The organism is Xanthomonas sp. WHRI 6108 (assembly GCF_040202385.2).
Taxonomy (GTDB): domain Bacteria; phylum Pseudomonadota; class Gammaproteobacteria; order Xanthomonadales; family Xanthomonadaceae; genus Xanthomonas; species Xanthomonas arboricola.
The window spans coordinates 2667876-2690890 of the sequence record NZ_CP168198.1; the positions used below are offsets into that span (position 1 = coordinate 2667876).

Genomic DNA, 23015 nt, shown 5'->3' on the forward strand with positions numbered 1-23015 from the left:
GCGATGGCCGACCGCAACGAACAGATCCTCACCCCCAGCCAGCTCAATACGCTGGCACGCGACCTGCTGGAAGGCAGCTTTCCGCTGGTCTGGGTGGAGGCAGAGCTGAGCAGCGTCACGCGCCCGTCCTCGGGCCATCTGTACTTCACGCTCAAGGACGCGCGCGCGCAGATCCGTTGCGCGATGTTCAAGCCCAAGAGCACCTGGCTGAAGTTCCAGCCGCGCGAAGGGCTGCGCGTGCTCGCGCGCGGACGTCTCACGCTGTACGAAGCGCGCGGCGACTACCAGCTGGTACTCGACCACATGGAAGAGGCTGGCGAAGGCGCCCTGCGCCGGGCCTTCGACGAACTGCGTGCGCGCCTGGCCGCCGAAGGTCTGTTCGACGCCGAGCGCAAGCAGCCGTTGCCGGCGCATGTGCGGCGGCTGGCAGTGATCACCTCGCCCAGCGGTGCGGCGGTGCGCGACGTGCTCAGCGTCCTGGCGCGCCGCTTTCCGTTGCTGGAAGTGGACCTGCTGCCCTCGCTGGTGCAGGGCGACAGCGCCGCGGCGCAGATCACCTCGTTGCTGCAGCGCGCCGATGCCTCCGGGCGCTACGACGTCATTCTGATCACCCGCGGCGGCGGCTCGCTGGAAGACCTGTGGGCCTTCAACGACGAATGCCTGGCCCGCGCGATTGCCGCCGCGCACACGCCGGTGGTGTCGGCGGTCGGGCACGAGACCGACTTCAGCCTCAGCGATTTCGTGGCCGATGCGCGCGCGCCCACGCCCTCGGTGGCGGCAGAACTACTGGTGCCCGATCAGCGCGAGCTGGTCGCGCGCGTGCGGCGTGCGCATGCCCGCATGGCCCAGCTGCAGCAGCACGCGCTGGGCAATGCAATGCAGCGCGCCGACCGGCTCGCCCTGCGCCTGCGTGCGCACAGCCCGCAGGCGCGGCTGCAATTGCTGCAACGCCGGCAGCAGGACGCCGGCCGCCAGCTGCGCGCGCGCATGACCCAGGTGCTGGAGCGTCTGCAGGCACGCCTGCAACGGACGCAGGCGCGCCTGCACGCGCATAACCCGCAACGTGATCTGGCCAGGCTGCAGCAACGACTGCGCGCACTGCATCCGCAGGCAGCGATGCAGCGGCGCCTGCAGCATGACCAACTGCGGCTGCGCAGCCTGGCACGCTCGCTGGAAGCGGTCAGCCCGCTCGCTACCGTCGCGCGTGGCTATGCCATCGTGACCCGCCCCGCCGATGGCAGCGTGGTGCGCAGCGCCGCCGAGGTCAGCGCCGGCGAGCGCCTGCGTGCGCAGCTGACCGATGGCAGCATCGAAGTGCGGGTCGAACCAGGCAACGACGACTGACGGCGGTAACCACGCGTGCTGCCTAGTTGACGCGGGCGATCAGCAAGCGCACACGCATCGCTTTGTCGCGATAACGATGAGCTGCAGGGCGGTCGCCCGAGCAGCGCCGTGGATTTGCACAGAGGGCGCGCCGATGCGGCGCCACCCGCGTCACCCAGGCGAACCAAGTCTGGATCAACCCTTCAACCCGCCGCAGACCGTTCCGCGTGCAGATCAGAGGGCATTACCGGCTCTCTAACCATGACTGGGCGTCTGCGCGGCCTGCTGCCAGCCCTGCAGCAGCAGCCCGGCCAGCACCACCGGATCGTGGTCGAAGTGATGCCCGCCCGGACGCGCCACCACCTGCACGCCACGCGCGCGCAACTCCGGGCACAGCGTGTCCTTTTCCTGATCGCCATAGATGCATTGCAGGCGATGCGCGTCCAGCGACTGGATCGCCGGCTCCACATCGCGCTCGGCATCGTTGTGCCAGCCCAGCCAGCCACCGACACGCACCTTGAAATCGGCTTGATGGGCAAGGCCGAGCAGGCTGACAAACTGCACCGATGCGCGCTGCTGCGGCGACAGCTCGGGATAGGCAAACGGCAGCACATCGGCGCCGAACGAGTAGCCCACCAGCGCGACGTGGTGGATATGCCAACGCTGTTGATAGGTCGCGATCACCCGATCCAGGTCCGCCCCGACCTGCTGCGGCGTGCGGCTGGCCCAGAAGTAGCGCAGGCTGTTCCAGCCCACCACCGACACGCCCTGCTGCTGCAGTTGCGCGGCAATGCCCTTATCCAGTTCGCGCCAGCCGCCGTCGCCGGACAGCATGACCACCATGCGGTCGCTGCCGGGCGCATGCAGTTCGACCAGCGGCAGATCGCCCACGCCCTGCGCCTGGGCCGTCAGGAAATGGCCCCGGGTGGCGGCAGCGATCTGCAGGGGGCTGGCAGCGTCGACCAGGTCGTCGAGGAAGCCTTGATTGGCATCGGGCACGTCGCGCGAGCAGGCCAGGCCGCCATCGCTGGCGTCGCCATCGGCCACAACCGCGCCGCCCAGCACGTCGGGCGCGGCCGAGGCCAGCGCCTGCCGCGCCAGCACCGCGCCATCGCCCTGCCCCACCAGCACCGGCGGCAGGAACGCGTCGACATGCTCGGCGCGCAGCAACTTCTTGCCCAATCGCTCGGCATCGTCGGCCAGGGAACTGCAGGCTGCGTGATGTGAGCGCACCCGTTCGCGATAGCTGGCGGTATCGACCACCGCGACCAGCGCGCCGTCGTTGCTCAGCATCTCGGCAAGCCGCTGGCCGTCCTGCGCATGGCCGCTATCGGGCAACAGCACCACCATGGCCTTCGGCGTGCCTTCCGGACGCAGCACCTCCACCGAGCGGTAATGCCCGGCAGTATTTCCGTCCTGCAGATGACGCGCCACGGCGTAGCCACTGCCGCCGATCAGCAGTGCCGCGATGACCCAACGAAACACCTTGATTCCCCAGTCCATCACCGCAATCCTCGCAAGCGCTGGCGCTTGGACCGCGGCCGAGGCGGCCGGTTCCATGACGATTGCGGGCAGCGTTCGCTGCGGTTAAGCCTGCGTGCCCGGTCTTGCGACGGGACCAGGCTTGGAACTGCCTGGACCGTCGCGACCGATGAGCACTTCGACACGAGCATGGCATCCGGACAACATGGCGATCGGCGATCAATCACCGTGCAGCCGCAAACCACGCATGCGCACTGACTTACAGCTGCGCCCTAGATCCCGCGCGCCACGCGGAAGCCGATCCGTGCGCTGGTGCTGTCCGAGTCCTGCGACTGCCGCCAGGCCGCACGCGTCTGCTGCGGCGAGTTGGCCCAGCTGCCGCCGCGGATCATGCGCTGCCGGCAGCCGGGATTGAACCAGGCGGCACCGTCGGCCGGCGCGCGTCGATAACTGGCATGCCAGCAGTCGGCCACCCACTCGCTCAGGTTGCCGCCCATGTCGTGCAGCCCCCAGGCATTGGCGCGAAAGCTGCCGACCGGCGCCGGGCCCCAGAAACCGTCGCCGTAGCCGACAAAGCCGTTGTTCCAGTGCCGGCCGCTGCGCGAGACATCGTTGCCGCCGGTGAAGTTGCCCGCATCCAGCGGCGGCGAGCCGGCATTGCCCCAGGGATAGCGCCCGCTGGTGCCGGCGCGCACCGCGTATTCGAACTCGGCCTCGCTGGGCACGTGGTAGTGGCGGCCGGTCTGTTCCGACAGCCAGCTCGCATAGGCTTCGGCGTCGCGGATGCTGACGTGCATCACCGGGCTGTTGGGCGCGGCCTGAGCGCCGTTGTAGTCGGACTGCCAATCCACCCCGCTGCGGCGGATGAAGTTGCCGCTGCGCTCGTCGTACACCACCGAGTGCCCGCGCCGGGTGGCACGCGGACGCGCGCCGGTCGCCTCGACGAACTGGCGGAATTCGGCAACCGTCACTTCGGTGATCGACAACGCAAAGCCGCGCGCGAAACGCACATAATGCGCCGGGCGCTCGTTATCGGAGGCGCCGGGCTCGGCATCGCCGGCGCCCATCTGGAACGCGCCATGCGGCACCACGATCATCTGCGGACCGCGCCCGCCGACCTTGAGCCCGTCGGTGAATACCTGCCCGGGGCGGAAGCTGCCGTAATGGGTGGCCAGCTCCAGCCGCCGGCGCAGATCGCCGGCCACCGCATCGCCCGGGTCGGCGATGCGCAGCACCTCGGCCAGTGTTTCGCCAGCCGCCTTGAGGCCGCGGGGCGAGGTGAGATCGTGCAGGCCGGCGTCGTGCAGGGCGGCGATCTGGGCACGACGCATGCGCTCGATGCGCGCACGTGCATCGGCAATGGTCGGTGCGCGCTCACGCACCTGCCCGGCCATCTGCAACCAGTAGCGTGCGCCGATGAAGTCGCTCGCCTCGGCCGCCTGCTCGGCGCGTGCCAGCAGGCCGCTTTCCACCGCAGCCAGCCCCTGGCGCGTGCGCGGGTTGTCCGGATCCAGCTGCGCCGCATCGCGAAAGTTCACCAGCGCCCCGTTGCCGTCCTCGCCCAGGCGGCCGCCACGCAGATCCTCCTCACCGGCACGGTTGAAGCTCAGCACCCGCTGTGCGGTTTCCACTGCGCGCTGCAGTGCGCGCACCTTCGGGTCCTGCGGAGCGAGCGCCAGCGCCACGATGGCCAGCTCACGCGCCTGTTCCAGCGCGCTGTCCTGACGGTCGGTCTGCGCGATCAGCGCCTGGCCGCGCTCGATCAACCGGCGCTGCGCCTGCTCCAGTCCGCGCCGGCTGGCCGCGTCCTTGCCGTCGGCGCGTTGCTGGATTGCCAGATACAGCGGAATCGCATCGTCGGCGTCGCGATAGAGCCGATCGTCCTTCAATGCCTGGTCGGCGCGCTTGCGCACCTGCGCCAGCGGCTCATCGCCCAGGTCCACTGGCGGCGGCTGCCATTGCGTCACGGTTTCGGCGGATTCTTCGCCACCGATGGACACATTCGGCTTGCTCGGCACCGCGGCGGCGGCAGCGGGTTGCGGCGCAGCGGCAGGCGCTGGCGTCGGTGTCCGCGAACAGGCGCACACGCTCAGCGCAACCAATGCCCACGCTGCGATCCGGTTACCGCACTCACCCACCACCTGCTCCTTCCAGTGCTCTGCCGCACGACAGGCGATCGCGACGTTAGGCTATTCTGCGCGTTCTGCGCAAACCCTTGCTGTCGACGGAAATCACGTGCCCCATTGGATCACCCACCCCTCCGAGCTGAGCGAACGCCTGCAGGCATCGCGTCCGTCCCGCATTGGCCTGGATACCGAATTCATTCGCGAACGCACCTACTGGCCGCAACTGGCGCTGGTGCAGATGGCCATCGGCGAGGAGATCCTGCTGATCGACCCGCTGATCCCGGGCATGAACGAGGCGCTCAGGGAATGGTTGACCGCCACCGACATCGTCAAGGTGATGCATAGCGCCAGCGAGGATCTGGTCACCTTCAAATGTGCGTGCGGGGTATTGCCGCGGCCATTGTTCGATACCCAGATCGCCGCCGCGCTGGCAGGTGTGGGGGGGGGCATGGGCTACCAGAAACTGGTGCAGGAAGTGACCGGCACCTTGCTGACCAAGGGCGAGACCCGCTCGGACTGGATGCGTCGCCCGCTGTCGCCGGCGCAGCTGGAATACGCCGCCGACGATGTGCGTTACCTGTTCGCCATCCACGACGAACTCACCCGCCGCCTGACCGAGCAGGATCGCCTGGGCTGGCTGGCCGAAGACGCCGAGCGCCTGCTCGCCACGGTGGAGCATGACGATGGCGAGCGCTGGCCGCATGTGAGCCTGCGCACCGCGCAATTCCTGGAGCCTGCGGCGCAGCGCCGCCTGCTGCGCCTGCTGCGCTGGCGCGACCTGCAGGCGCGCCAGAGCGATCGCCCGCGCAGCTGGATCCTGGACAACGAACTGGCCAGCCAGCTGGCGCGCTTTCCGCCCGCCGATCTGGATGCCTTGCTGCGCCAGTTCGACAAGTTTCCCAAGGCGCCGCGCAAGCTCGCCGCCGCAGTGTGGGAAGCGCTCAGCACGCCGTTGCCCGACGAGGACCATGCACCGCTTGCGCAAGCCGCCACCGACGGCAACAAGGCCGTGCTCAAGCGCCTGCAGGATGCGGTGGCCCAGCGCAGCCGCGAGCTGGGATTGCCCGACGGCATCCTGGCCTCGCGCCGGCATCTGGAAACCCTGATCGAACAGCGCAGCTGGCCCGCACCGCTGGGGCAATGGCGCCGCGAAGCGCTGGAAGCGCAGCTGACGCCGCTGCTGGAAGACGGCACGGCGCAGTGACCTGATGCAGCAGTCGCCAGGCCAGACACCCACGCGGTCGTGGCGACGCGGGCAGACCACTCAGGGCCATTCGCCCGCTGCCCCGCACATCGCCGGCCGTGACAGGACGCCACGATCGGGCAGCATCCTCGTCGATCGCTGCATCCGCCCTTGCATGGCGCGCCTTCGAAACTGGCGCAGTCCATCGGGACACGGTTGGCCATGCTGCAGTCACTATCTGGCCAGCGCTGCACGCAGGTGTCATCCCGTCTGGCCTGCTGCTGTATCGTTATGGTCGGGGTCGCAGCCGGCGCAAGCAGGCTCGCCGGCCTCGCCAGTACCCTGCAAACGCGTGACCAGACGCTGTGAAACGCCTGGCCACGCCGCGTGCAGGCACGCGCACGCGCAACGGCCGCCCCCGGGCCACATGCCATAATGACGCGCGCCCATTGGGCAACGTCTCCACCCCCTTATTCCGAGGCCATACCTCTGTGAGCAATACCACCTCCAAACTGGATTCCATCGCGCAAGCCAAAGCCAAGCTGCTGGACGAGCTGCAGAAGCTGGAAGAACAGGAAAAGACCGAGCGCGCGAGCGAGGCATCCTCTGCGCATGCCACCATCGTCTCGCTGCTTGAGCAGTTTGCCGGCCATTTCAACACCAAGCAGCGCAACGATATTGCCGCTTACCTGGGTACCACCCCTGCACGCAAGGAAGTGGTCAAGAGCGGCCGCAGCGAAGTCAAGCCGAAGTACGAACTGCCGCACACCGGCGAGACCTGGTCCGGCCGCGGCCGCACGCCCAAGGCCTTCGCCGCCTGGGAAGGCTCGGTGTCGTACAAGGAATGGAAGGCCAAGAACCCGGACCTCAAGTTCCCGCTGGTCCGCGAGTGATTGCCGCAGGATCGCGCCTGCGGGCGGCGATCCAGGCCGCCGGCCTGCTTGGCGAATCGCGCGACATGTGGTTAGAATCCAGGCACGTGGGGCGGTAGCTCAGCTGGGAGAGCGTCGCGTTCGCATCGCGAAGGTCGAGGGTTCGATCCCCTTCCGCTCCACCATTGCTTCAATCGTAAAGGCCTCGGAAACGTCATATTTCCGGGGCTTTTCCGTTCTGGGCCCCTGCACCGGCAGCGCGTCGGCCTGGTGCATGCCAGGCCCCGTTACGGCCATGTCGCCAGGATCACATCGGGCGCGCTAACGTCCGTTTCATCACCATCCCGGACGCAAGCCATGAGCAACAAGCAGAGCCAGCCCGACAAGGCCGCCGACAATCAGCACGGTGTTTCGGAGAGCCAGCAGGATCGCAAACAGGATGAGGCCGCCAAGCAGCGTCCTGGGCAGAAGGACATGCAGATCCACGACGAACAGACCCGCCGCCCCAAGGGCAACGACGGCCAGGGCGAATGAGACGCCCGGCAAGGCGGCTCTGCAGCGCGCCAGCGTAACGTCGCTGCCCCGCCCTGTCCTGCCCGATGTGGCAAGATCGGCGACAGGGCTCATCCGCTGGGCTGGATGAGGTCTGCGCCAACCAACGCGTGCGACGATCCAAGACACGGTATCGCCATGCGCACATCCATCGCCTGACGGCGCCTTGTTCCGGTGGTCTATCCATGCAGATTCCTGACGCGTCCGCGTTGCACCTCTTCCACGCGACGCTGCTGCCGGGCGGCACCGCCGTTGCAGCGCAGCTGCCGGCGAACGAAGACGAACGTCTGGCCGCATTGCAGGACTACCAGCTGCTGGACACTGCACCGGAGCCGGTCTACGACGCCTTCACCTCGAGCGCGGCCGAGGTCTGCGGGACGCCGATGGCCCTGATTTCGCTGATCGACACGCAGCGCCAGTGGTTCAAGTCGAAACTGGGCATGGCGCCACGCGAAACCCCGCGCGAACTGTCGTTCTGCGCGCACGCGATCCTCGAACCCGACCAGGTGATGGAGGTTGGCGACACCCACCAGGATGCGCGCTTCGTGGGCAATGCGCTGGTCACCGGCGAGCCGCAGATCCGCTTCTATGCCGGCGCCCCGCTGCTGACCTCCGATGGGATCGCGCTGGGCACGCTGTGCGTGCTGGATCGCACACCCCGGCGCCTGTCGGCGGCCGAGCGCGACGCACTGCAGGCGCTGGCACGGCAGGTCGTCGACACCATCGAGCTGCGCCGTGCGGCCAAGCTGGTCGAGCTGGACGCGCTGCGCGACGAACTCACCGGCATGTGGAACCGCGCCGGTCTGGAACATGCGCTGCAGACACACGCACAGAGCTCGCCCACTGCCGCCACGTCATCGCTCGCCCTGGCGCTGATCGAGCTGGATGGCTTCAAACGGCTGAGATTGCAGGCGGGCGCGGCGGCGGCGGATGCAACGCTGATCCAGGCTGCCAGGGTGATCGAAGCGCAGTTGCCGGATGCCGCCACGGTGGCACGATTGAGCCGGGATCAACTCTGTATTGCCTTGCCGGAAACAGCGGCAACCAAGGCAATGGAGCTGATCGAAGCTGTCCGCAAGGCGATCGAAGCGGCCAGCTGGCCAGCCGGCGCATTGACGATCAGCGCAGGGCTGGTCGAGGTGGCAGCCGGTGCCTCGCTCGACAGCAATGCCTTTCTGGCGCGCGCGCGGCACGCCCTGCAGGGCGCGATCAGCAATGGACGCAACCGCGTGCAGCGCTTCAATGGCTGGCATCGGCAGGACTGAGCGGCAGACCGCGCGTGGGCTCGGCGAGGTAGGCCAGCAGGGCGCTGATCGACACGACTGCGCAACTTTGAATCGCTAGATCGATGCCTGTGTACGGCTGCAGTCTTTCCACTTACGACCGCAGTGCACACACACCCGCCAGCGCGCCTGTCTTGCGTGGCTAACGCGTGTAGCGATCAGCTGCCAGGCGGCAGCCGTATCGCCAGCGGCGCTTGGCCAGGCTCAGGCTGCCAGGGCATCGGTGTTGCCGGCGATTTCGTCCACCTGCAGCACCTGCTCCATCTCCAGCAGCACCACGAAGCGCTCGCCCACCTTGCCCATGCCGCGCAGCAGGTCGCGGCGGATATGCGTGCCGAACGATGGCGCCGCTTCGATGTCCTGATCGGCCAGTTCGATCACCGCGTTGACCGCATCGACCAGCACCCCGATCACCTGCGTTCCCTGCGCCTGCTCGGTGGCCAGGATCACGATGCAGCTGCGCTTGCCGATCGCGCTGTCGGCACGCCCCAGCCGCGACTGCAGATCCACCACCGGCACCACCGCACCGCGCAGGTTGATCACCCCGCGCACGCAGGCCGGCATCGACGGCACCGGCGTGGGTGCGCGGTACTGGATGATTTCGCGAATGCCAAGAATGCTGATGGCGAAGGTTTCGCCATCCAGTTGGAAGGTCAGGTACTGGGCCGCCGCATCGGCGTCGCCAGGCATCACATCGGGGGTCTGTGCAGTCATCGATCGGTCTCTCAGAAGCGGGCGAACTGGCCTTCGTCCGGGCCCTCGGACATCGCATAGGCCGGTGCTGCGTCACTGCGCCAGCCGCGCGCACCGGGCGCACGTGCCGGGCGTGCGGCCGCCACCTTGCCGCGCTTGGGCGGCGTGCTCGCCGGCCCCTGCCCGCCCAGGCGGAAGAACGCCATGCTCTGCTGCAACTGCTCGGCCTGCGCGCTCATTTCCTCGGCAGTGGCGGCCAGTTCTTCGGATGCGCTGGCGTTCTGCTGGGTGGTCTGGCTCAGCTGCACCACCGCCGAATTGATCTGGCTGACACCGGAGGATTGCTCTTCGGAAGCCGCGGAAATCTCCTGCACCAGGTCCGAGGTGCGCTTGATGCTGGGCACGATGGTGTCGAGCAGACGGCCGGCGCGATCGGCCAGTTCGACGCTGGAACTGGCCACCTCGCCGATCTCCTGCGCGGCCACCTGGCTGCGTTCGGCCAGCTTGCGCACCTCGGCGGCCACCACGGCAAAGCCCTTGCCGTGTTCACCGGCGCGCGCCGCTTCGATCGCTGCATTGAGCGCGAGCAGATTGGTCTGATATGCGATGTCGTCGATGATGCCGATCTTCTGCGCGATCTGCTTCATCGCCTGGGTGGTGGCGACCACCGCTTCGCCGCCTTCGATGGTCTCCTTCGCGGCCTGCGTGGCCATGCCATCGGTGATGCGGGCGTTTTCGGTGTTCTGGCTGATCGATGCGGTCATCTGCTCCAGCGAAGCGCTGGTTTCCTCCACACCGGCGGCCTGTTCGCTGGCGGCCTGCGACAACGACTGCGCGGTGGCGCTGACTTCCTCCGACGCGCTGGCCAGGGTTTCGGCACTGGTGTTGACCTCGCCGACCACCTGCGACAGCTTCTGCACCATCGTGCGCATCGCTTCGAGCAGCTGCGCGGTTTCGTCGCGGCCATGCACGTCGATGCGCATGGTCAGATCGCCTTCGGACAGCCCGTTGGCCACCGTTACCGCGCGGCGGATCGGGCCGGTGACGCTGCGGCTGATCACCACGCCGAGAAACGCGCCGAGCAGCACACCGCCGCAGATGATGGCCATCAGCAGCTTGGAGCTGCGCGCGTGGATGCTGCCGGCCTCAGCATTGGCCGAGGCAGCGCTGCGCTCGCGCAGGCCGCTCAGATCGGTCATCAAGGTATCGACTTCATCCGAGCTGGCACGCACCGCACGCGAGAGTTCGGCCAGTTCCGGATTGGCGTCGCGCAAGGCTTCGCGGTTGGCGGCGTCGATGAAGCGGCCGCGCTCTTCCAGGTATTTCTGCCAGGCGCGGTCGAACTGCGCCAGCTTGTTCCTGCCTTCCTCGGTCTGGAAGCTGGAACGCGCGCGCGTCATGTAATCGACCACCTTGGCGGTGTACTTGTCGATGTTCTGCACATGCGACTGGCGCTCTTCGGCGCTGCTGGCCAGCAACAGATTGGCACGTGCGCGGCCGGCGTAGATCAGATTGATATTGGCCTCCTTGACGTTCGACAAGCCGAGCAGCTCGCGCTCGTAAAGCGAGGTCGACAGGTCGCTGATCCGACCGGAGTTGGAATAACCCACCCACCCGATGCATGCGCCGATCGCCGAGACGATCAGGAACGCCACGATCAGCCTGGTTCCGATTCTGAAGTTGCCTAACATTGGGGAGTTCTCTTGAAGGTAGTGCATGCGCGACCTGCGTCGCAGGGTCGCCCGGTGGCCTGGTGCGGGTGCCGCTCACTGTGTGCGGCTTGTCTAACCAATCGCTAATGGCTATCGGCGAGGCCAAAACGCGCTTGAGACGCAAACGGCACTTAACCGCGTATTCACACCATCGGATATGCGCTTTTGTGACCGGTCACGCGCTCGTACCGACCGCGTTCGGAAAATTCCTACCCCTGGTTCCTGCCGTGTCCGGAACAGTCCGCTGGGACATCACGACTGCGCGGTTAGGCTTGGCGCATGTCGTCACAAGCACTTCCACGCAGCTTCTATGCGCACGATGCCCGCCAGGTCGCGCCGCGCTTGCTCAACAAGGTATTGGTCAGCGCGGACGGACGCCGCGGCCGCATCACCGAGGTCGAGGCGTATTGCGGCAGCGAAGATCCGGCCGCGCATTCGTTTCGCGGCATGACCCCGCGCACGCAGGTGATGTTCGGCGCACCGGGGCATCTGTATGTGTATTTCATCTACGGCATGCACTGGGCGATCAACGCGGTGTGCGGCGGTGCGCCCGGGCATGCGGTGCTGATCCGCGCGCTCGAACCGCTGGCCGGGATCGCCACCATGCAGGCCGCGCGCAACGCCGCTCCACTCAAGACCTTGACCACCGGTCCCGGTCGCCTGGCCCAGGCATTCGCGGTGAGCGCGACGGACAACGGGCTGGATCTGACCGACGCAGCCGCACGCCTGTGGATCGAGGACGATGGCCTGCCGCCGCCATCCGCAGCGCTGGCGACACCGCGCATCGGCATCCGCAAGGCGGTGGATGCGCCGTGGCGCTGGGTGGTCCCGGACAACCCCTATCTGTCGCGTCCGCTGCCGCGTGCGACCGGCCCATGCGCGGTGCTGCCGGGCGACTGAGCCAGCCATTGCTCCATCGGCGTCTGCTCGGCGGCGCCCGGCCCACGCTGCAGCAGGCGCAGGGCCTGCTCGGCCTGTTCGTCGCTCAGGTCCTGCAGCGGCTGGAAGCGATCTGCCACCCACACCGCCATCGGCAGGCCATCGAGATACGCCACACGGTTGCCCGGCACGCGCGCCACGCGCTCGCCCGGCAGGACGCTGCCCAACAGATTGCTCGGGTCGCTCGCACTGACGCATACCCACTGCTGCGGTAGGGCCTGTGCACGCACGCGGCGCAGCGCCGCAATCGCATCCGGCAACGCGAACTGCTCGCCGGACAGCCCGGCGATGAAACGCCCGCCACGGATCTCGCCACGCGCTTCCAGCCGTTGATACATGCGCAGCAACTCGCGCCACGGCGGCAACCACGCCGCCTCGCGCTCCAGCAGCCGCCAGCAGACCACGCCGTAGCGCCGCAACAAGGTATGCGCCACATGTTCGAGCATGTCCTGGTGGCGCTCGCCGGCTTCGGCCAACGGCAGCTCCGGCAGCGCGCGTACCGGCGCCCAGCGGCCGGCATCGCGAATGCCCAGCGCGCTGGCGCGGCGCCGGTGGCGCGACAGCGCCGAGGGACGCTTGGAGGCCGGCACCAGCAGCGCGCGCAGCCCGGCATAGCTGTCGCAATGCGCACGCCCGCGCATCACCAGTTCGCTCAGGGCATCTTCCAGCTCGGTGCTCATCAGGCGGGCCGCATCGGCAATCTCGTCGAAGAACAAGGCGCCCTGCTGCTGCAGCACCTCGGCAACCCGTTGCGCGCGCGAGCCCAGCGGCGCGTCGTCGGCATCGCGTGCCAGGCCGCTCCAGCGCTGCGCCTCGCGACGCGGCAGCAACACGATCGGCGTGCTGCGCAGCGCGGCACCGCTGCGGCCACCACCGGGCCGCAGTCGCGCCCACACGGTGCGCCCGGCGGTGCACAGCTCGTCCAGCCAGGCCGGTTGATAGTCGCGCACGCGTGCCGGCAGCAGCTCGCTCTCCCACAGCACTGCAGGTGCCTCGAAACCTTCCAGCTGCCCGACCACGCCGGCCAGTGCGTCCGGCCCCGCCACCCGGCTGGCGCTATCGAGGTGCTGCCACTCGAACAGGAAACGCGCGTAGTCGCGTTGCGCCACCGGCTCGATCTCGCGGCGCAAGCGTCCCAGGGTATAGCGATGGATGCGCGCCAGCAGATGACGTTCGCACCATTCTTCCGCCTGCGCCTGCGCGCTGAAGTGGCCGGCCATGACATAGCCCTCGCGCTGCAGGGCGGCCAGGGCAAGCACGATCTCGGACTCGGGCAAACGCAAGGCGCCGGCCAGGGCCGACACCTGCGCCGGGCCGACCGCAGACAGACGACCGCGCAGCAGCTCGCGCACGGCCCAGTCGCGCTGCCAGTCGGCAACGCGGCAATCTGCCGGCGCCTGTAGCGGCGGCTGTGCGGATGCATGCGCATACAGTGGCGCAAACCAGTCGATGCGCTCGGCACTGATCCACAGCGCGGGCACACCGTCGAACGCAAGGCAGCTGGCACGCCCATCGCCTGCAAGTGCAGCCAACCAGGCCTGCCAGTGCGCATCCCCCGCTTCATCGACCGGAAGCACGCCCAGCCCGACCAACGCTTCGTGCATTTCTTCGCCATCGCGCGGCTGCGGCCAGGCCTGTTCGCGCACCGAGGCGATCGCCTCGGGATCGAGCTGCCCCAGGTCGTCGCTGCTCTGCGGGGTGTAGCGACGGCTTTGTACGGCCTGGGTGCGGCGTTCTTCCAGCGGTGCATCGTCCAGGAATGCGTACGGACGCGCATTCAAGGCTTCTGCCGCCAGCGGCGACGGTGCCGCCAGATCGCGCGCGACCAACGTGATCGCCCCCGACTCCAGCCCGCGCAGCACCTGCAACCAGCCCTCGCTGTCCATGGACTGATGCAGGCAGTCTTCCAGTGTCTGCGCCACCAACGGATGATCCGGCACCTCGCGCTCGCCGACCAGATTCTCCGCGCAGGCGACCTGATCGGGGAACACCGTCGCCAGCAGATCTTCCGACTTCATCCGTTGCAGTTGCGGCGCGACCTTGTTGCCACCGGCAAAGCGCGGCAGCGCCATCGCATTGGTCGCATTCCAGCGCCAGCGCACGCCGAACAGCGGCGCATCCAGCAAGGCCTGGATCAACACATGCTCTGCCGATGACGAGTGCAGGTAGCGCGCCACCTCCTCCAGGGCAAAACTATGACTGGTGGACAGCGACAACACGATCGCATCCTCGGTCGCGGCGGCCTGCAGTTCGAAGTTGAAGGTGCGGCAGAAGCGCTTGCGCAACGCCAGCCCCCAGGCACGGTTGATGCGGCTGCCGTACGGCGAGTGGATCACCAGCTGGGTGCCGCCGCTGGCATCGAAGAAGCGCTCCATCACCAGGCACTGCTGGGTGGGCATCGCGCCCAGCGCGGTGCAGGCATGGGCGAGATAGTCGACCAGCTGGCGTGCCGCTTCCACCGAGAGATCCAGCACGGTGTGCAACCAGTCGCAGGCGGCCTGATGTGGCGGGCTATCCAGCCGCAGCGCAATCTCGCCACGCAGACGTGACACCGCCGCCGACAATTCGTCGCTGCGGCCGGGCGCCTCGCCCAGCCAGAACGGGATGTTCGGTGGCGCGCCCTTGGCGTCCTCCACCCGGACGCGCCCGGCATCCACGCGTAGGATGCGGTAGCTGGCATTGCCGAGCTGGAACACGTCGCCGGTAAGACTTTCGACCGCAAAATCCTCGTTCACCGTGCCGATCTTTTCGGCCTGCGGTTCCAGCACCACGCTGTAGTCGCCGGTTTCTGGGATGGTGCCGCCGGAGGTCAGCGCAGTCATGCGTGCGCCGCGGCGCGCATGCAGGCGTCGATGCACCGCATCGCGATGCAGATAGCCTGCACGCGGCCCGAGCCGTGTGCTGAAGCCGTCGCACAGCATGCGCACCACGTCATCGAAGCTCGCGCGGCTCAACTGCGCGAACGGCCAGGCGCGGCGCACCAAGGCGAACAGCGCATCTTCGTCCCAGTCCTCGCACGCGGCCTCGGCCACGATCTGTTGTGCAAGCACATCGATCGGCGCCAGCGGAATGCGCAAGGCGTCCAGCTCACCGCGGCGCACGCTGTCCAGCAGCGCGGCGCATTCCACCAGTTCGTCGCGGGTCTGCGGAAACAGGCGCGCCTTCGGCGTGCCGCCAACCGCATGCCCGGAGCGTCCGGCACGCTGCAGGAAGGTGGCGATCGAGCGCGGCGAACCCAGCTGGCAGACCAGGTCCACATCGCCGATATCCAGGCCGAGTTCCAGCGATGCAGTGGCCACCAGCACGGTGAGGTCGCCGGCCTTGAGTCGCTGCTCCGCCAGCAGACGCGTTTCGCGCGACAGGCTGCCATGGTGCGCGGCGACGCGCTGCTTGCCGAGCAGATCGCCAAGATGGCGCGCAGCGCGCTCGGCCATGCGCCGCGTGTTGACGAACACCAGCGTGGTGCGATGCTGCTGCGCGAGCGTGGCGACATCGGCATACACCTGCAGCCACTGATCGTTGGACATCACCACGCTCAGCGGCGTCGGCGGCAAGGCCAGGGCCAGGTCGCGCCTGCGGGTGTAGCCGATATCGACGATCTCGCACTGCGGCGGCCGGCCGGCATCGCCCGCCCCGACCAGGAACTGCGCCACCGTCTCGATCGGCTTCTGCGTGGCCGACAGCCCGACGCGGGTGATCGGGCGTTCGGCCAGCCGCTGCAATCGCTCCAGGGTCAGCGCCAGATGACTGCCGCGCTTGTCCGCCGCCACCGCATGGATCTCATCGACGATGACGGTGCGCACATGCCGCAACGCAGTGCGCCCGGAGGCCGAGCCCAACAGCACATACAGCGACTCCGGCGTGGTCACCAGGATATGCGGCGGCGTGCGGCGCGCCTGTGCGCGCTCGCGTTGCGGGGTGTCGCCGGTACGCACCGCCGTGCGCACCGCGATATCCGGCAGACCGCTCGCGACCAGCGCCGTGCGGATGCCTTGTAACGGCGCATCCAGATTGAGGTGGATGTCGTTGGACAAGGCCTTCAGCGGTGAGACGTAGACTACCCGGGTTTCGTCCGGCAGCGCGCCGCCATTGGCCAGGCCATCGCGGATCAACGCGTCGATGGCCGCGAAGAACGCGGTCAGCGTCTTGCCCGAGCCGGTCGGCGCGGCCACCAGCGTGTGGCGTCCGGCCTGGATCGCCGGCCACGCGGCAATCTGCGCCGGCGTGGGCGCAGCGAAGGTCTGCGCAAACCACGCAGCCACGACAGGATGGAACTGCTGCAGGACAGGATGCATAGGCGATGCCGCAGGCCGCGATGCCAGGCCAGAAGCGGCGTGTGGATTCAACGGGGCGAAGCCCAATGAATGGGGTTGCGCTGCGCCCGACACAAGCCGAGCGCGGGAATGGCGGTGAATGGTTAAAGCGGCTGTCGACCTGACTGCGCAGCGGCCAAGCCCGGTGCGTCCGCTGCACCGGATCGACCTGCTGCAACTTTCCCGTCAACTCCAGTTCGAACGGGCGCGATGCCGAGCACTTGCGCGACGTGACGACAGCCGTTGCTGGTGCAGCGAAGGGATGCCTGCACGAGCGGCGGATGCCGGCCGGTGCATCAGGTCGCCAGCCACCAGCCGTCAACGCAACGCTGCGGCCCGGCGTGACGATTGTCGATCGGGCGCAGGCCATGGCACATTGACGCCATGCCCAGCCTTATCCTCTTCATGATTGCCGGCGCCGCGCTGTACGCGTTCTGGAACTCCTCGCGCGCGGCGGCCGAACGTGCCGATATCCTCGGCCGCAATGCCTGCCGCGCCGCCGATGTGCAATGGCTGGATCAGAGCGTGCATTCCACCAACATCCGCATCTGCCGCAAGCCCAATGGCTGGCTGGGCTTCGAGCGGACGTTCCGGTTCGAGTATTCCTACGATGGCATCGACCGTCATAGTGGCCGCCTAGTGCTGCGCGGCGACCAATTGATCGCCTTCACCGGACCGCAGGTGGCCACGGTGACGCCGTTGAGCCCGGACCATCAGCGCCTGAACTGACCGCGATTGGGTCGATCTATGCGTCTGCAGGCACCTGGCCTGCATGCAGCGCCGTACGACCGAAGATCCGTGTCGCTGCCGCTTATCCGCAACGCCGATGCACACATGCAACGGCGTCTTCTGGTGGAAAGATGCACGTGCGATGCAAGCCACACGCGTACATCGCGCAACAACGCACGGACGCGCGATGCGCGTCCGTGCATGTGCTTACTTGACCACGCGCAGATGCGGACGCTTGCCCGCGCTCGGCGGCTCGTCCGGCGTGGGTGCGCTTGGCGGCGGTGTACCCGGATCCGGTGGCTCGGTACTGGTGCCGGGGATATCGTCCGGCAAGGCCATGCCCTGCCCGGTCTCGCGTGCATACACCGCCAGGACCGCGGCCATCGGCACCATCACCGGATAACTGACGCCGCCAAAGCGCGCGGTGAACTGCACGCTTTCGTTGTCGACCTGCAGCCCGACCACGGCGCGCTCGGCGATGTTCAGCACCACGCGGCCGTCCTTGACGGCACTGGCAGGCACCTGCACGCCGGGCAGCCCGGCGTCCACCAGCACGTGCGGGGTCATGCCGTTGTCGTTGATCCATTCGACCAAGGCCCGCAGCAGGTACGGGCGATGGCTGGTCATGCGGGGGAAATCTTCGCTCATGACGTCATTTTACCCGCACACGGCCCGCAGCGGCGGCTGCGCGATGGGGCGTCGGTCTGTTGGCATACAGCCGTCGCATCAGCCCGGCAGGTCGCGCAGTTTCTTTTCCTGATCGGTCAGGCTGCGGATGAAGCCGGGATTGCGGAAGATCCGGTTGCCGTAGTCTTCGATCGCCTTGCCGTCCTTGGGCAGGCCGATCTCCAACGCGTCCAGTCGCCAGATGATCGGCGCCATCGCGCAATCGGCCAGACTCATTTCCGGATTGAGGAAGAACTTGCTGGCCTTGAACAGCGGCACCGACGCGGTGAGCAGTTCCTTCAGGCGCTTGCGGCCGGCCTCGGCCTGGGTCTTGTTGCCGAGCTGGATGGCCTGCACCTGCGGCACCCAGTCGTGCTCGATCCGCAGCATCGCCAGACGCAGACGTGCGCGCGATAGCGGATCGACCGGCATCAACGGCGGATGCGGGTAGCGCTCGTCCAGGTATTCGCTGACCACCGATGCCGCGTACAGCACCAGGTCGCGTTCGACCAGGGTCGGGACCGAATGGTAGGGATTGAGATCGATCAGATCTTCCGGGGGATTTTGCGGGTCGACCGGCACCAGGTCGTAGGTCACCCCTTTCGCCGCCAGGACCAGACGGACCCGGTGGCACAACACGTCGTCGTTGGACGAAAACAAAGTCAAGGTATTCCGCATACGCACACTCGTCGCCATTCAAGGCTCTCCGACGACCGGAATCCGCCGGCCGCATCGGCGCGGCCGGCCCAACGCCGACCGTCACCACGGTCCTTCGAGTGTGCAATCACGTCACGCAAAAGCCAAGAGTGATAGGGCCGATTAATGCCCGGACAGGCCGCTTATTGCGCCGAGATGCAGCTTCCGGTCACGTGCGCGTGTCGCAACGGGGCGACTGCCGGTGCACGACATCGGATGCGGCAGAGGTGATGCGTCGTCAACCGACGCAGTGATTGCTTGCCGACCCTCACCGCACCCCTCTCCCGCGGGGAGAGGGGCTCAGCGGTCGGTTTGCTGCAGCCGTTGCATGACTTGCGCATGCATGGCCGATGCGCTCTGTAGCCGATGACCGGCCTGCAGACCGGTCAGTGCACGTCCTTCCAGTATTCCTTCTTCAGCAGGTAGGCCATGAAGGTGAGCAAGGCCAGGAACAGGATCACCCACACGCCCATGCTCTGCCGCTTCAAGGCCGCCGGTTCGCCGGCGTATTCGAGGAAGTTGGCGATATCGCGCACGGTTTGATCAAACTCGACCGGCGTCTGTCGCCCTGGCTGACCGAGTTTGAGCGCCTGCACCGGCTTGTCGCCGGTCGCCTTGTCGGGCGGGCCGAACTGCGCCTGCTGCAGGCCCTGCAGCTCCCACAGCGGGTTGGGCATGGAGGCATTCGGAAACAGCTGGTTGTTCCAGCCCAGTGGGCGGGTCTGATCCAGGTAGAACGACTTGAGGTAGGTATAGACCCAGTCGGTGCCACGCACGCGCGCGATCAAGGTCAGATCCGGCGGCGCCTTGCCGAACCACTTGGTGGCCGCATCGTGCGGCATGGTGCCTTCGATGTGTTCGCCGATCTTGGCGCCGGTGAAGTTGAGGTTGGTCATGACCTCTTCCTCGCTCAGTCCCAGATCGCTGGCCATGCGCGAATAGCGCAGGTACTTCAGCGAGTGGCAGCCGGAGCAGTAGTTCATGAACAACTGCGCGCCACGCTGCAGTGAGGCTCGGTCGCTCAGGTCGTTGCCGGCCTGCTGCACCTTTCCGCCTTCGGCTGCCAGCGCCCCTGCGGCCAGGGTCAGCCCGCACAACAGGGCGACCACGCGCGACATCCATGACCTCACGTTGGAATTAGTCATGGGTGGTCACCCGCTCCGGCACCGGCTTGGTCTTGTCCAGCCGCGTCCACACCGGCATGGTGATGAAGAAGGCAAAGTACAGGAAGGTCAGCACGCGCCCGACGTAGGTTTCGTGTGCGTCGGTGCCAGGACCGGAGCCGATCACGCCCAGCCACACGAAGCACACCACCAGCACGCCGAGCGCGACCTTGGAGATCCAGCCGCGGTAGCGGATCGAGCGCACCTTGGCCCGATCCAGCCATGGCACCAGGAACAGGATCGCGATCGCCGAGAACATCACCAGCACGCCGCCGAGCTTGTTGGGCACAACCCGCAACATCGCGTAATACGGCGTGTAGTACCAGACCGGCTTGATGTGCTCCGGGGTCACCAGGCGATTGGCCTCGGTGAAGTTGTCGTGCTCCAGGAACAAACCGCCGAACGCCGGTGCGAAGAAGATGATGAAGGCCGCGATCAGCAGCAAGAAGCCGACCCCGACCAGATCCTTGACCGTGTAATACGGATGGAACGGGATGCCGTCGGCCGGCTTGTGCGCGTCCCAGCGGTTGCCCTTGGGCCCCTTCTTGATCTCCACGCCGTCGGGATTGTTGGAGCCCACCTCGTGCAACGCGCCGATGTGCAGCACGATCAGCAGCAACAGCACCAGTGGCAGTGCGATCACGTGCAGCGCGAAGAACCGGTTGAGCGTGGCATCGCCAGGCAGATAATCGCCCATGATCCATTCGGTCAGCCCGTTGCCGATCACCGGGATGGCGCCGAACAGCGAGATGATCACCTTCGCGCCCCAGAACGACATCTGCCCCCACGGCAGCACGTAGCCCATGAAGGCTTCGGCCATCAGCACCAGGTAGATCAGCATGCCGAGAATCCACACCAGCTCGCGCGGCTTCTGGTAGCTGCCGTACATCAGCCCGCGGAACATGTGCAGATACACCACGATGAAGAACAGCGAGGCGCCGGTGCTGTGCATGTAGCGGATCAGCCAGCCCCACTCCACGTCGCGCATGATGTATTCGATCGAGGCGAACGCATCGGCCGCGCTGGTCTTGTAGTGCATCGTCAGGAAGATGCCGGTGACGATCTGGTTGACCAGCACCACGATGGCCAGCGAGCCGAAGTAGTACCAGAGGTTGAAGTTCTTCGGCGCGTAGTATTCGCTGACGTGCTTGCGGTACATGGGCATCAGCCCGGGCGCGCGTTCGTTGACCCAATCGAACACACCGTTGGCGGTACGGACCAGGATATTGCTCATCAGGCAGCCCCCGTGCTGTTGGCCGACGTACCGGCACCGTCGGGATCGACGCCGATCACCAGGGTGTTGTCGTCCACATAGTGGTGTGGGGGCACCAGCAGATTGATCGGTGCCGGCACGCCGTCGAAGACGCGGCCGGACATGTCGAAGCGCGACTTGTGGCAGGGGCAGAAGTAGCCGCCCTTCCACTGCGGGTCGTAGGGCTCGGGGCGGATCTCGGCGACCATTTCCGGCGAGCAGCCCAGATGCGTGCACAGCCCGACCAGCACCGAGATGTCGGACTTGATCGAGCGGTACTCGGGGTTCTTCAGCACGTAGTCCGGCTGCTGGTCCTTGTTCTCCGACTTGGGATCCTTGAGCCGGTCATCCAGCGATGGCAGTGCGTCGAGCATCGCCTTGGAGCGCTTGACGATCCAGATGGGCTGACCGCGCCATTCCAGAACCAGCCGTTGCCCTTCCTGCAAGGCGCTGATGTCGGCGGTCACCGGGGCACCGGCCAACTTGGCGCGTGCGCTGGGATTCCACGACTTCACGAACGGAACTGCGACAAATCCTGCTCCGACCGCACCGACCACGGCCGTTGTCGCGGTCAAGAACCGACGACGCCCGATATCAGCAGGTGCGTTAACCCCATCGTTGGCCATCCGGCTCTCCGATCTTGATTAGGTAGCGTGAGGCTGCCAACGGCTGGCGGGGGGTCCAGCCGCGATGAATCGACCGCAGTGTAGCGGAACGCTTAATGCACAGACAACGCAATGTACGCAGTCGAACCGGCGCAGTGCAAACACTGGATGCAGGCACGCGTCGACCGCATCACGCGCCAGCCCTGCATAAGGCGGACAGCTGTGACCCAGTGCTGACAAAAAAGACCGCGCCAGTTGCAGGCATGCTGCGCGTTGGCTGCACTATCGCGCCGGTGCAACGGCGGCCTGCGCGGCCTGGTGGCCGCATGACGTCCGTTTCGGCGCGCGACTGTCAAAGCAGGCCGCAGCGCGCGCAGATGCATGCAAGGCACACGGCTCAGTTGGCCGCCGTGGTCTGCCCACGATAGCGTCCGGCCAGCACGCCGACGCGTTGGACGTAGCGCTGGGTCTCGCTGTAAGGCGGCACGCCGCCATAGCGATCCACCGCGCCCTCGCCTGCGTTGTAGCCGGCAGCGGCGAGCGTGAGATCGCCGTTGAAGCGCTTCAGCAACCACGAAAGATATTGCACGCCACCGCGAATATTTTGCGTTGCATCATAGGCATCGCTGACGCCGAAGCGGCGCGCGGTGCCGGGCATCAACTGCATCAGCCCCTGCGCGCCGGCCCGGCTCAGTGCCAGCGGGTTGTAGGCCGACTCGGCATGGATGATCGCGCGCACGATCGCTTCCTCGACCCCGAACTCGCGCGCGGCTGCGGTGATTTCCTGCTGATAGGCATTGGTGTTGAGCCGGATCGCACCGAAATTGACGCCGGGCTTGGCCGCGCAGGCGTAACAGGTTTCGATGAAGCTGTAATGGATGGTGCGCAGGCCTTCGATGCTGGCGACCTGACGCGGGCGCGCACTGGTGTAGTGACGCACGCCGTCCTTCATATACGAATAGACCTGCCCGCTGACCACCCGGCGCGGATTGACCGCGGCGGCGGGTGCCTGCACGACCGAGGTCTCCGCCACCGGCAGCGCGCGCGGCATCACCGCCGAGGCGACTTCGGCAGCGCGGCGTGGCGCCTGGCCCACCGGCTGACTGATGATGGTGGCTGGCGCGCCGCTGTCGATCGAGGTGCTGGCGCGCGCAGGGCCAGCGACCAAACCCTGCGCCGGGCGAGCCATGGACGGCGGCGCGCGGCGCGCGGATCGCTCCGGGGTGTAGCTGCTGATGACGCTGCAGGTCGCCCCGCTCTGGCGCTTGCTCAGGTAGCTGGTGATTCCGTCGCCGCTGACACACTTGTACAAGGTGCCAGCGCAGACCGGCGCTGCCGGCAACGTGACGAGTAACAGCCCCAGCAATCTTGACATCCCCTTCATGCGGCGGAGTGTCCCAGCTTGGCCCGGGCTTGCCAAGTGGCC

Annotated in this window: 18 protein-coding genes and 1 tRNA gene; 8 read left to right on the plus strand and 11 right to left on the minus strand. The window is 67.1% G+C overall.

Going from position 1 to position 23015, the window contains the following annotated elements; genetic code table 11:
* The first annotated feature begins 3 nt into the window (after window positions 1–3).
* Window positions 4–1344 (plus strand): exodeoxyribonuclease VII large subunit, encoded by a 1341-nt coding sequence (gene xseA, locus ABQ039_RS11215; RefSeq protein ID WP_349777743.1) that lies wholly within the window; start codon window positions 4–6, stop codon window positions 1342–1344.
* A gap of 234 nt (window positions 1345–1578) precedes the next feature.
* Here the strand turns inward: xseA and ABQ039_RS11220 are convergent, their stop codons facing one another.
* Window positions 1579–2826 (minus strand): virulence factor, encoded by a 1248-nt coding sequence (locus ABQ039_RS11220; protein WP_349777742.1) that lies wholly within the window; start codon window positions 2824–2826, stop codon window positions 1579–1581.
* A gap of 251 nt (window positions 2827–3077) precedes the next feature.
* Window positions 3078–4943: a formylglycine-generating enzyme family protein gene (locus ABQ039_RS11225; protein WP_226427675.1), complete on the minus strand. Its 1866-nt coding sequence runs from the start codon at window positions 4941–4943 to the stop codon at window positions 3078–3080.
* Window positions 4944–5040: 97 nt separating this feature from the next.
* Here ABQ039_RS11225 and rnd point away from each other — a divergent pair, with 97 nt between their 5' ends.
* The 5 genes from rnd to ABQ039_RS11250 all read left to right on the plus strand — a co-directional run bounded on the left by rnd (window position 5041) and on the right by ABQ039_RS11250 (window position 8803).
* A complete protein-coding gene (gene rnd / locus ABQ039_RS11230; RefSeq protein WP_184609340.1) occupies window positions 5041–6135 on the plus strand; it encodes a ribonuclease D in 1095 nt (364 codons plus the stop codon).
* A gap of 470 nt (window positions 6136–6605) precedes the next feature.
* Window positions 6606–7007, plus strand: a complete 402-nt coding sequence (locus ABQ039_RS11235) for an H-NS family nucleoid-associated regulatory protein (protein WP_024939285.1) — start codon at window positions 6606–6608, stop codon at window positions 7005–7007.
* Window positions 7008–7095: 88 nt separating this feature from the next.
* A tRNA-Ala gene (locus ABQ039_RS11240) sits at window positions 7096–7171 on the plus strand.
* A gap of 172 nt (window positions 7172–7343) precedes the next feature.
* The gene (locus ABQ039_RS11245) at window positions 7344–7520 is read left to right on the plus strand and encodes a hypothetical protein (protein ID WP_162839012.1); all 177 of its coding nucleotides are present in this window, start codon (window positions 7344–7346) and stop codon (window positions 7518–7520) included.
* A 203-nt stretch (window positions 7521–7723) separates the two neighbouring features.
* Window positions 7724–8803: a diguanylate cyclase domain-containing protein gene (locus ABQ039_RS11250; RefSeq protein WP_349777741.1), complete on the plus strand. Its 1080-nt coding sequence runs from the start codon at window positions 7724–7726 to the stop codon at window positions 8801–8803.
* A 222-nt stretch (window positions 8804–9025) separates the two neighbouring features.
* Here ABQ039_RS11250 and ABQ039_RS11255 read toward each other — a convergent pair whose 3' ends face one another.
* Window positions 9026–9535, minus strand: coding sequence for a chemotaxis protein CheW (locus ABQ039_RS11255; protein ID WP_024939283.1), 510 nt, complete (start codon window positions 9533–9535; stop codon window positions 9026–9028).
* Between the two features lie 11 nt (window positions 9536–9546).
* Window positions 9547–11205 (minus strand): methyl-accepting chemotaxis protein, encoded by a 1659-nt coding sequence (locus tag ABQ039_RS11260; protein ID WP_184609335.1) that lies wholly within the window; start codon window positions 11203–11205, stop codon window positions 9547–9549.
* A gap of 300 nt (window positions 11206–11505) precedes the next feature.
* On the opposite strand from ABQ039_RS11260, the gene ABQ039_RS11265 reads away from it, so the two are divergent.
* The gene (locus tag ABQ039_RS11265) at window positions 11506–12126 is read left to right on the plus strand and encodes a DNA-3-methyladenine glycosylase (protein WP_184609334.1); all 621 of its coding nucleotides are present in this window, start codon (window positions 11506–11508) and stop codon (window positions 12124–12126) included.
* Here the strand turns inward: ABQ039_RS11265 and ABQ039_RS11270 are convergent.
* Window positions 12066–16460 (minus strand): DEAD/DEAH box helicase, encoded by a 4395-nt coding sequence (locus tag ABQ039_RS11270; RefSeq protein WP_349777740.1) that lies wholly within the window; start codon window positions 16458–16460, stop codon window positions 12066–12068. The two genes, ABQ039_RS11265 and ABQ039_RS11270, sit on opposite strands and share 61 nt — an antisense overlap.
* 366 nt (window positions 16461–16826) lie before the next feature.
* Here ABQ039_RS11270 and ABQ039_RS11275 point away from each other — a divergent pair, with 366 nt between their 5' ends.
* Window positions 16827–17207, plus strand: a complete 381-nt coding sequence (locus ABQ039_RS11275; protein WP_039516191.1) for a DUF3301 domain-containing protein — start codon at window positions 16827–16829, stop codon at window positions 17205–17207.
* A gap of 207 nt (window positions 17208–17414) precedes the next feature.
* Here ABQ039_RS11275 and ABQ039_RS11280 read toward each other — a convergent pair whose 3' ends face one another.
* The 6 genes from ABQ039_RS11280 to ABQ039_RS11305 form a co-directional block, all read right to left on the minus strand.
* A complete protein-coding gene (locus tag ABQ039_RS11280) occupies window positions 17415–17855 on the minus strand; it encodes a ClpXP protease specificity-enhancing factor (protein WP_104554192.1) in 441 nt (146 codons plus the stop codon).
* Between the two features lie 78 nt (window positions 17856–17933).
* Window positions 17934–18569: a glutathione S-transferase N-terminal domain-containing protein gene (locus ABQ039_RS11285; protein ID WP_024939278.1), complete on the minus strand. Its 636-nt coding sequence runs from the start codon at window positions 18567–18569 to the stop codon at window positions 17934–17936.
* A gap of 386 nt (window positions 18570–18955) precedes the next feature.
* Window positions 18956–19714, minus strand: coding sequence for a cytochrome c1 (locus ABQ039_RS11290; RefSeq protein ID WP_046343083.1), 759 nt, complete (start codon window positions 19712–19714; stop codon window positions 18956–18958).
* A complete protein-coding gene (locus ABQ039_RS11295; protein ID WP_024939276.1) occupies window positions 19707–20966 on the minus strand; it encodes a cytochrome bc complex cytochrome b subunit in 1260 nt (419 codons plus the stop codon). The genes ABQ039_RS11290 and ABQ039_RS11295 overlap by 8 nt, the downstream gene beginning before the upstream one ends.
* Window positions 20966–21610: a ubiquinol-cytochrome c reductase iron-sulfur subunit gene (gene petA / locus ABQ039_RS11300; RefSeq protein ID WP_026064126.1), complete on the minus strand. Its 645-nt coding sequence runs from the start codon at window positions 21608–21610 to the stop codon at window positions 20966–20968. Before petA ends, ABQ039_RS11295 begins: the two co-directional genes overlap by 1 nt.
* A gap of 376 nt (window positions 21611–21986) precedes the next feature.
* A complete protein-coding gene (locus tag ABQ039_RS11305) occupies window positions 21987–22973 on the minus strand; it encodes a lytic transglycosylase domain-containing protein (RefSeq protein ID WP_184431326.1) in 987 nt (328 codons plus the stop codon).
* Window positions 22974–23015: the final 42 nt, after the last annotated feature.